Genomic DNA, 8,990 nt, shown 5'->3' on the forward strand with positions numbered 1-8,990 from the left:
GTCGGCAAGGACGATGTAGTCCTTGCCGACGTACTTGATCTTGTAGCCTTTCTTGCGCCCGATGGCTCCTGGGGTGAATTTATCGGTAATGTCATTGATGTTGACCGAGCGTTCGAGCCAATCATCGTTGTGCCGAGCTTCGCGCTCTTTAGCTCTTTGATACCGTTCCTGCTCTTTTGGCGAGCTAGGCACGACGTCTTCGACATAATGTCTGGAGGCATCGGAATAAGCTGATTTTGTGTCTGACACGGCAAAGTCTCCTTCCTGAAGGTTGCCCAAAATGACTTCCGTATGGCGGAAGCCGGTAGAAATCCTCCGGAAGATGCCGCATAATCGAATTGCGGTAAGAAGATGCTCGCATCTTCGCGAGAGGGCGTTATTGGTTTGTTTCGGCGTTCTGATGCGCCCTCTTGTTTATTTTGTCATTGTGGTTTCTCCCCGCTGCAGTAAGGTCATCGCGTTCTTAATGTTTTCGGGATGCCGCGTCGTTTCGCGGTTTTCCATCAATAATCCGCGCTCGTAAAGATCGAGGATCGCGTCGTCAATCGGCTTGTCTGCAGTGCGATGTGGAAGCCACTTCATATAGGCGTCAAAAGCGTGATTGCCGCATTCGTAGGAAAGACCGAAAATCTCGGCAACCTCTGAGCCGGAGCGCAAGCCTAAGTGGTCGATAATGGCAGGAGGGGCGACGGAGTAGCGGGCCCAAAAATTTGCCTGACGTTCCGCTAAAGTGCTGTCTTGCCGATGTCCTAGGAAACAATGCGCTGCCTCATGTGCAGTGGTGAAACGGTTACGACCTTCCGACTCGTAATTATTGTAGAACGCCAATCGAATGTTGCCGTCTTCGTCCTGTAAAGTGAACGATATACCGCTGGGACAGGAGCTCAGCGTCATGAGATCGTTCAGGTCGAACGCATTAAGACCGATCGAGTATGGTAGTACCTGAATGCCCGCTGATCCCATGAGCTCTATGGGATCAACTGGTATGCGAATGAATCCCAGCTGTTGGAAGGCTCCCACTACATTCCATTTCAGCATGGTGTACATCGGGGCATCGAGTATTATCATTGCGCTCCTTCCTTGCTTTGAGCAGCGTTGTGATCAATTCGGATACCTCGTCTTCGGTCAAATCCCCGCCATGACGGGCACAATATTCCTTAACGAATCCATATGACGTTTTGATTGTCGGTTCCGGTTTCCCCAGCAGCTGAGCCGAAGTCGTGTGCAATGCCGTTGCGATGTTCGCTAGAATTTCACTTCTTGGTTCCTGCGTCCCAGACAGGTACTTCGATATGCTTGATTGAGACGTTCCGGCATATCTGGCAAGTTGTGCTTGCGTGATGTCGTATTGTTTCATCAGCTTTCCCATCCTCGCTCCCAGCTGCTCGTTCACGGTTTGCCCCTTTGATGTAGAATTCCTTTCCGAAAGAAATCATAGCACAAGTATTCTTTTTCGAATATTTTTGGTGTGGGGGCTTGTTGGAGTATGTCTGCTGTGCTAGGTGAGACCGTTGGAGGTCAATGGTTCTTGCGTTCTGGGCAGGTTGCAGGTGGTCTCGTGATAAAGCGTGACCACAACGGCGTTGTGTACTGCCTTTCGGCATCGGCAAGGTGACGGTTTTCGTTGTGTGCCCTCCCTCAGTCAGCCTTTGGCTGACAGCTCCCTCCCGAGGAGGGAGCACCAAGATGGGTACCTGACTCACACCAGGGTCATGAAGAGGATGAGGGCGGGGATGATGGCGAACGAGGCGACGGTGGTGAGGATCGTGCCCTTGGCGGGCAGCTTCGGGTCGCGGCCGTACTGCGCGGCGAACATCGACGCCATCGAACCGGTGGGCATGGCGAACATCACGGTGAACACGCCCAGCACGGTCGGGTCGGGCACGATCGGCCGCAGCGCGACGAACAGCGCGGCCGGCACCAGCAGCTGTCGGATGATCGTGAACGGATAGATGCGCCACTCCGACACCACCTCGCGTAGCGGCAGACCGGCCACCACCACGCCGACCAGCAGCATGGCGATCGGCCCGGTGATACCGCCCAACGTGGTCAGCGTCTCCTCGACCACGTTCGGCAGATGCACGCCGGAGAACAGCAGCACAAGCGCCAGCACGGCCGCGATCGACGACGGATTCACCGCGGCCTTGAACGGTGCGAGCAGACCCTGACGCGTGCCCTTCGGCGAGATCAGCGCGATGCCGATGCTGTAGAAGAACAGGCTGATCGCGGTGATGAACATGCTCGACAGCAGCACCGACGCATTGCCGTAGATCGCCGCCGCCACGGGAATGCCGATGAATCCGGTATTCGTGCACACGCTCATGAACAGGTAGATCGGCCGCTGCTCGAACGGCGTGCGCAGAATCAGATTGCACAGCGCGCCGGTGACGAGCAGTAGAAAGAACTGAGCCACGCCCAACCCCAGCGACCAGACCACCTGACGGCCGGCGGACGAAACGTCGACGTCGCCCGCCGAACCGAGGATCATGCATGGCAGCGTGACGTTGAGTAGCAGCAGCGTGAGTTTGGCCTTGACGTGATCGTCGAGATAGCCGAGTTTCGTTGCCGCGAATCCGACGATGGTGATCGCGACCAGAACCACCATCTGCGTGATCGCGCCGGTCAGATCGACCATGGGTGTGCCTCCGTTCGGATTGGGGGATATGCCTTGCCTGCGTTCGGTTTCATTCAACGACGGGCGTTGAGGGATGTCCAATACGCATGCGGAATGCGTTGGGATGCTTGAGGAGTATGGGATAGGAGTTGGGCGCGGTATGGTCGGAGTATGCGGTTGTGGGAAAAATTGGCGGTGTGCGCGGTCGTTGCGATGATGCTGCCGTTGGCGGCATGCTCGTTCGGTGGGAATGACGGGAGCGGGGAATCGGCGGCCGAAAACGGCACGTCGAACGCCGACGCCGATTCCAACTCCACACAACACGACTGGGGAGACTCCGGCTGCGACTCTTCCAAGTCCGTCCGCGTGATCATCGTGCGCGGCACCGGCGAAAACGCCGACGACGGACTGCTCAATCCGGTGGCCGCCGGTATCGCCGGCGCCTTCCCGAACGCCGTGCAGATCACCAGCCTCGACTATCCGGCCACATTCGATTTGAACAGCGTGAACGACGGCGTGACCGCGCTCGTCGCCATGCTGGGAGGCGGCGCGCAGCAGTGCCCCACGCAGAAGACCGTGCTGCTCGGCTTCTCACAGGGCGCGGCCGTGGTCGGCGACGCGCTGTCCGCGCCGAAATACCGGCTCAATACGGCGGGCACGTCGGATCGCATCCCGAGCAAGGCCGCCGACAACATGCTGGCCGCGGTGCTCTACGGCGATCCGCGCTTCAACGGCAAGGCCGACTACAATGCCGGCGGGTTCGACGCGACGAAGAACGGCATGCTCTCCCCGCGCGACCTTAAGGCGCTCGCCGCATACGCCAAGACCGGCCGCATCGTCGACTACTGTGCGGCGAACGACATCGTCTGTCAGGAGGGCGGTGTGGAGGATGGTCATCGCAGCTACTTTTCCGACGGCACGCGTGAGCAGGGAATCGATTTCGCCGTCGAGCGGATCCGTGCCGCCGGCCTGTAGCGCGATCGACGATTCGAGTCGGGGCGATCACTCGGAACGAAGTCATAGCATTCGTCTGCAAACGGTCCACATTATTCACATAACCGGTCGAATAGTGAGATATCGGTGGGTCGGCAGGGTGGCGCGGCCGCGTTTGTGCACATTTTGTTCGTTGTTGTCCTGTAGGTAGGTTTTCATGCACATGCATGGCACATTCGCCGGGTATAACGGAGAAAAACGGATGGGCGTGGTCATCCACGCAAACGATGGCATGGCAGTGCATGACGCATGGCGGTGCACGACGGTCATGATGACGATGACGACAACTGGAGGACTTGATGGCGAGTGCGGAACAGGTCGATATGACGGTGCTGGACGAGGTGGTTCGTGAGGCGTCGCGCCGATATATGTTCGACACGGTGGCCGCGCATCGCATCCGACTCAAGGGGCCGGCCGACTACGTGACGGAGGTCGACTCCTCCATTCAGAACTACATCAAGAACGAACTGGCCGAACGCTACCCGGACATCCAGTTCACCGGCGAGGAGAACAACGATCAGGACGCCGACTTCAACGGCCTGGTCTGGGCGCTCGACCCAGTGGATGGCACCACGAACCTGATCCACCACATGCATCACAGCGCGATCTCGCTGGCGCTGCTCGACGGTGGTGCCGTGATCAAGGCGGTGATCTACCAGCCGTATCTGGACGAGATGTTCACTGCGGAACTCGGCAAGGGCGCGTTCCTCAACGGCAAGCCGATCCACGTGAGCGCCGTGGCCGACCTCGGCATGGCGCTGATCGGTCTGGGAACCTCGCACAAGGGCATCAACCGTGCGGAGGCCGCCGCACAATTCCAGATGTTCGGCAAGGTGTTCGAAAGCTGTGCCGACATCCGCCGCAGCGGATCCGCGTCGCTCGATCTGGCGTGGGTGGCCGCCGGCCGCCTCGATGGATTCCTGGAACGCGACGTGAAGCTGTGGGATCACGCGGCCGGCAGGCTGCTTGTCACCGAGGCCGGTGGCGTGGTGACCAACTGGCAGGGCGGCGACCTGGGCAGCGCCATCCACACCAGCATCGTGGCGGGCAACCCGTACGTGGCGGAGCACCTGCGCGAGGTGTTCCTGCAGTAGGGGAATCCCTCCCTCAGTCCAGCCTGCGGCTGGCCAGCTCCCAAGGAGAGAGCACGCGGGAAGAAGGATGGCGGGGTTCTCCCTCCTTGGGAGGGAGATGTCATGACGAATGTCGTGACAGAGGGAGGGCTGTCACCCGCACACAGTCCGGCTTCCATGGGGCCGTAGGCTTCGCGGTCTGCAGGTGTACCGGCTCATGACCGTGTCTCCCCGGTTCCTGCGAGGCCGCGGACTTTGCGATCCGGCAGCCCTTTCCGCGCAGACTCGGCGCCGACTACTTGGTCGTGGCCGTCGCGGACTTCGTCGCGGAGGGTGCGGTCGTCGATGCGGATTTTGACGCCGAGGCCGAGGACTTTGCCGATGCCGACGTGTCGCTGGCGGCGGCGGGGACGGGCTGGTTGTCCGTCACATGCTTCGGGAACGTGCCGTCGAGTTTGATCAGTTCGGACACGGTCACGAACGTGAAGCCCTCGTTCTTCAGATCGTCGATGATGCGCGGCAGCGCGTCCACGTCCTGCGATCGGTCGCCACCGCCGTCGTGCATGAGCACGATCGAGCCGTTCTTCGCATGCTCGAGCACGGCATCATGGATCTTGTCCGGACCGGGCCGGCGCCAATCCTCCGTATCGATGCTCCACAGCACGTTCATGCTGATCAGATCCGTGGCATCCACCCACTGCTGCGCCTCGAACGCGCCGTACGGGGAACGGAACATGCGGCCCGTCGCCCCGGTGTTCGACTCGATCGGCGCGAACGAATCATTGATCTCCTTGCGCAGATCGTCGCGCGACAGCTTCGGCAGGTACTTGTGGCTCACCGAATGGCTCGCCACCTCGTTGCCGGCCGCCGCCACGGCCTTCTCCTGATCGGGGAACTCGGTGCCCTGCTCACTCAGGTTGAAGAACGTGGCATGCACGCCCTTCTCGTTGAGAATATTGAGAATGTCCTGCGTGTACTTGCTCGGACCGTCGTCGAACGTGAGCGCAATGTACTTCTTGCCGTCCTGCGGATTCGGACTCTTGGTGGTCACCTTGAAGTTCACCGGCTCCTTGAGCACCTTCTTGTCGGCGGTCTCCTTGGACTTCTTGCCGACCCACTGCTCCTTGACGCCGTCCACGCCCTGCTGCTCCACGTACTGAATCGTGCCGCCGCCCTTGAGGTTGATGTCGTTGCCGAACGGAATTGCCGCCTTGACCACCTTGTGCGGTTCGGTCACGTCCTTGCCATCCTTGACGAGCAGCGCATCGCCGTCGGTGAGACGGGTCGCCGCCAGATCAGACGACTTGACCGCGTGCTGGCCGAGCGTGACGGAATAGCGCTCGCCGCCGTTCTCGTCCAGCGTCTTGCCGGTGACCGACAGCATGCGGCCGGCCTTGGTGCCGAAGCCATCGCTATGGCTGAGCAGCGTGGCGATCGACGTGTTGACGCGTGTGTTGACCTGCTCGCCGTTCACGGTGACGGTGATCGGGCGCAGACGGTTCTCCCACATCCAGAAGGCGGTGCAGCTGGCGGCGGCCACGATCACCATGGTCAGTACGATCGCCACGCACTTGCGCGCGACGGTCCAGCCGTGATGTTCCAGTGCGATCCCGGTGCCCTCTTGCACGGATGAGGTCAGGGCCGTGGGGATCATCGGGGCACGCGTCGGAGTGCTCGGGGCCTTGGGAGCCGGCGGTCTGACGCTCGCTCCAGGGACGGTGCCGAGTTCGGACGCCGTATCGGATTCGACAAATCGCGCAGGACGTTCCGTGCGAGCAGGCTTCTCCACGCGTTCGGGCTGTGCCGGTGCGGGAGCTTCGGGAGCCTTGTCTGCGGGGCGACGATCCGGCGTGCGAGCGTCCTGTTCGGATCCTGCTTCGGATTCGGAACGCACGATGGGCGCGGCATCTGCCGTGGTCCTGTCGCTGGTCATTACGCCATTAGCTGTTGCGGCATTCGTCGTTGTCGCCTTGTCGGGCGTCTCCTCCCGGGCTGCACGGGCCGCCCGGCTGAATCTCCAGAAGAATCCACGCTTCCGCGGATTGCCGGCGTCGTCGTAATACGCGCCGCGGGCGCTGCCGCCGAAATGCAGCTCCTCCACATGCTCTGGCGTCTGATGATCGGTCGATTTCACGGTTCGGCCTATATTCCTGTCAACCATGCGATCGTCGTTCGCGCGATCGTTCCTCATGTCGTCGTGCTTCCTCACGCCGGCGTCGTCCATACGATCATTCGGGGATGCCATGCCTACCGACCCTTTCGTGACTCCCACTCAACATTGCTTCGTCTTTTTTCTCCTGTATCAGTGTAGAAGGGGGCGGCGCGTGCCAACGCGGCGATCGTGGGGGATATGGTGAAGAGATTCGTCAATCGTTTGCCATCTCGCCGCGCGAGATGCTGACGGCACGGGCGAATATGAGATCGAAACATGATCGGTTCATGGTTTACGGTAACCTGTTTGCGGCGTAAACGAGCGGTTTCGCAGGTTCGCAGGATTCGGAGGAAATCATGCCTGGAATTATTTTGATCGGTGCTCAGTGGGGCGACGAAGGCAAGGGCAAGGCCACGGACCTCATCGGAACCAAGGTGGATTATGTCGCCCGATTCAACGGCGGCAACAATGCCGGCCACACCGTGGTCGTGGGCAACGAATCGTACGCGCTGCACCTGCTGCCGTCCGGCATCATCAGCCCGAACGTGACCCCCGTCATCGGCAACGGCGTGGTGGTGGACCCCGAGGTGCTGTTCCAGGAGATCGAAGGACTTGAATCGCGCGGCGTGGACTGCTCCCGACTGCTGGTGAGCGAATCCGCGCACATCATCGCGCCCTACCACCGCACGCTCGACAAGGTGACCGAGCGCTTCCTCGGCAAGCACAAGATCGGCACCACCGGCCGCGGCATCGGACCGGCCTACGCCGACAAGATCAACCGTGTGGGCATCCGCGTGCACGACCTCTTCAACGCCGAGCACCTGCATGACAAGGTGGAGGCCAGCCTGCACCAGAAGAACCAGATGCTCGTGAAGCTGTACAACCGTCGTCCGATCGACGTGGACCAGACCACCGACGAGCTGCTTGCGCTCGGCGAGCGTCTGCGCCCGTACGTGACCAACACGTCGCTCGTGCTCAACAAGGCGCTTGACGCCGGCAAGACCGTGCTGTTCGAGGGCGGCCAGGCCACCATGCTCGACGTGGACCACGGCACCTACCCGTTCGTGACGTCCTCCAACCCGACCGCCGGCGGCGCCTGCACCGGCACCGGCGTGGGCCCCACCAAGATCGACCGCGTGATTGCTGTGGCCAAGGCCTACACCACTCGCGTGGGCGAGGGTCCGTTCCCGACCGAGCTGTTCGACGAGCAGGGCGACTGGCTGCGTGCGCAGGGCCACGAGTACGGCGTGACCACCGGACGTCCGCGCCGCTGTGGCTGGTTCGACGCCGTGGTGACCCGCTACGCCTCCCAGGTCAACGGTCTGACCGATCTGGTGCTCACCAAGCTTGACGTGCTCACCGGTCTCAAGACCATTCCGGTGTGCGTGGCCTACGACGTGGAAAACGCCGACGGCACCCACACCCGCTACGACGACATGCCGTGCGACCAGGCCGCCTTCGCCGCGGCCAAGCCGATCTACGAGGAGCTGCCGGGCTGGGAGGAGGACATCTCCCAGGTGCACAGCTTCGAGGACCTGCCGGCCACCTGCCAGGCGTACGTGAAGCGCCTTGAGGAGATCTCCAACTGCCGCATCTCCGCGATCGGCACCGGTCCGCAGCGTGACCACATCATCTCGGTGCACTCGCTGATCGACTAGTCGAGGCTTCCGCGATTTCGTAATCCCGTTCCGGGCCCTGCATAGTGGGGTTTGGAACGGGATTTTTTTATTGTTGTGAGATATTTTGTGGTTTTCTGGGCGGGCTCGGGGCGGAGCGGTTCACAAATCGAAGATACCTGAGCGGGACTGTTGAAAAATGGCGGAAGAATTTCGGTATCTTCGATTTGTGAACCGGGCTCCCACCCGACCGGCTTTTCCCCTGTGCGGAATTGTTCCCTTTTCTGTATGATTCCGCACATTTCCTCCCACCCGAGCTTGCGCATACCCCACGGGCGACCTATATTGGGCCGCGGTGATGGAACTCACCGGGATGTCTGACGGTGATTTCACGACCGCGAGCGAATGCATGCGGCGCATGCGAGGCCGGTCGTGCGAGTCGGGCGTCCGAACCGCATTTCCGCTGATGGTTCCTACGATTCGACAGGCGATGGCCCGGATTCCCGAGGCCATATGCAGAGCGTCGGTGCGTCGGGCGCATA

At 61.0% G+C, this 8,990-nt stretch carries 8 protein-coding genes and 1 riboswitch; of the genes, 3 read left to right on the top strand and 5 right to left on the bottom strand.

What is annotated here, in order from left to right; all coding sequences use genetic code 11:
- The 4 genes from Tam10B_RS12950 to Tam10B_RS07050 form a co-directional block, all read right to left on the bottom strand.
- Positions 1-249: hypothetical protein (locus Tam10B_RS12950; protein WP_143248589.1), on the bottom strand; the 249-nt coding region annotated here is incomplete at its 3' end.
- Positions 250-414: 165 nt separating this feature from the next.
- Complete coding sequence (locus Tam10B_RS07040) at positions 415-1,068, bottom strand: ImmA/IrrE family metallo-endopeptidase (protein ID WP_093960548.1); 654 nt, start codon at positions 1,066-1,068, stop codon at positions 415-417.
- On the bottom strand, positions 977-1,393 hold the full coding sequence (locus Tam10B_RS07045) for a helix-turn-helix domain-containing protein (RefSeq protein ID WP_093960549.1): 417 nt from the start codon (positions 1,391-1,393) through the stop codon (positions 977-979). Before Tam10B_RS07045 ends, Tam10B_RS07040 begins: the two co-directional genes overlap by 92 nt.
- Positions 1,394-1,699: 306 nt before the next feature.
- Positions 1,700-2,635: an AEC family transporter gene (locus Tam10B_RS07050; protein ID WP_093960550.1), complete on the bottom strand. Its 936-nt coding sequence runs from the start codon at positions 2,633-2,635 to the stop codon at positions 1,700-1,702.
- Positions 2,636-2,785: 150 nt separating this feature from the next.
- Between Tam10B_RS07050 and Tam10B_RS07055 the strand changes: the two genes are divergently transcribed.
- Both Tam10B_RS07055 and Tam10B_RS07060 read left to right on the top strand, forming a co-directional pair.
- A complete protein-coding gene (locus tag Tam10B_RS07055) occupies positions 2,786-3,589 on the top strand; it encodes a cutinase family protein (RefSeq protein ID WP_093960551.1) in 804 nt (267 codons plus the stop codon).
- Between the two features lie 317 nt (positions 3,590-3,906).
- Positions 3,907-4,701, top strand: coding sequence for an inositol monophosphatase family protein (locus Tam10B_RS07060; protein ID WP_093960552.1), 795 nt, complete (start codon positions 3,907-3,909; stop codon positions 4,699-4,701).
- Positions 4,702-4,975: 274 nt separating this feature from the next.
- Here the strand turns inward: Tam10B_RS07060 and Tam10B_RS07065 are convergent, their stop codons facing one another.
- Positions 4,976-6,925, bottom strand: coding sequence for a polysaccharide deacetylase family protein (locus tag Tam10B_RS07065; RefSeq protein WP_093960553.1), 1,950 nt, complete (start codon positions 6,923-6,925; stop codon positions 4,976-4,978).
- Positions 6,926-7,188: 263 nt separating this feature from the next.
- Between Tam10B_RS07065 and Tam10B_RS07070 the strand changes: the two genes are divergently transcribed.
- On the top strand, positions 7,189-8,490 hold the full coding sequence (locus Tam10B_RS07070; protein WP_093960554.1) for an adenylosuccinate synthase: 1,302 nt from the start codon (positions 7,189-7,191) through the stop codon (positions 8,488-8,490).
- A gap of 303 nt (positions 8,491-8,793) precedes the next feature.
- Positions 8,794-8,931: riboswitch (Fluoride riboswitch) on the top strand.
- Positions 8,932-8,990 lie beyond the last annotated feature (59 nt).

The sequence above is a fragment of the Bifidobacterium vansinderenii genome (assembly GCF_002234915.1).
In the GTDB taxonomy this organism is placed as follows: domain Bacteria; phylum Actinomycetota; class Actinomycetes; order Actinomycetales; family Bifidobacteriaceae; genus Galliscardovia; species Galliscardovia vansinderenii.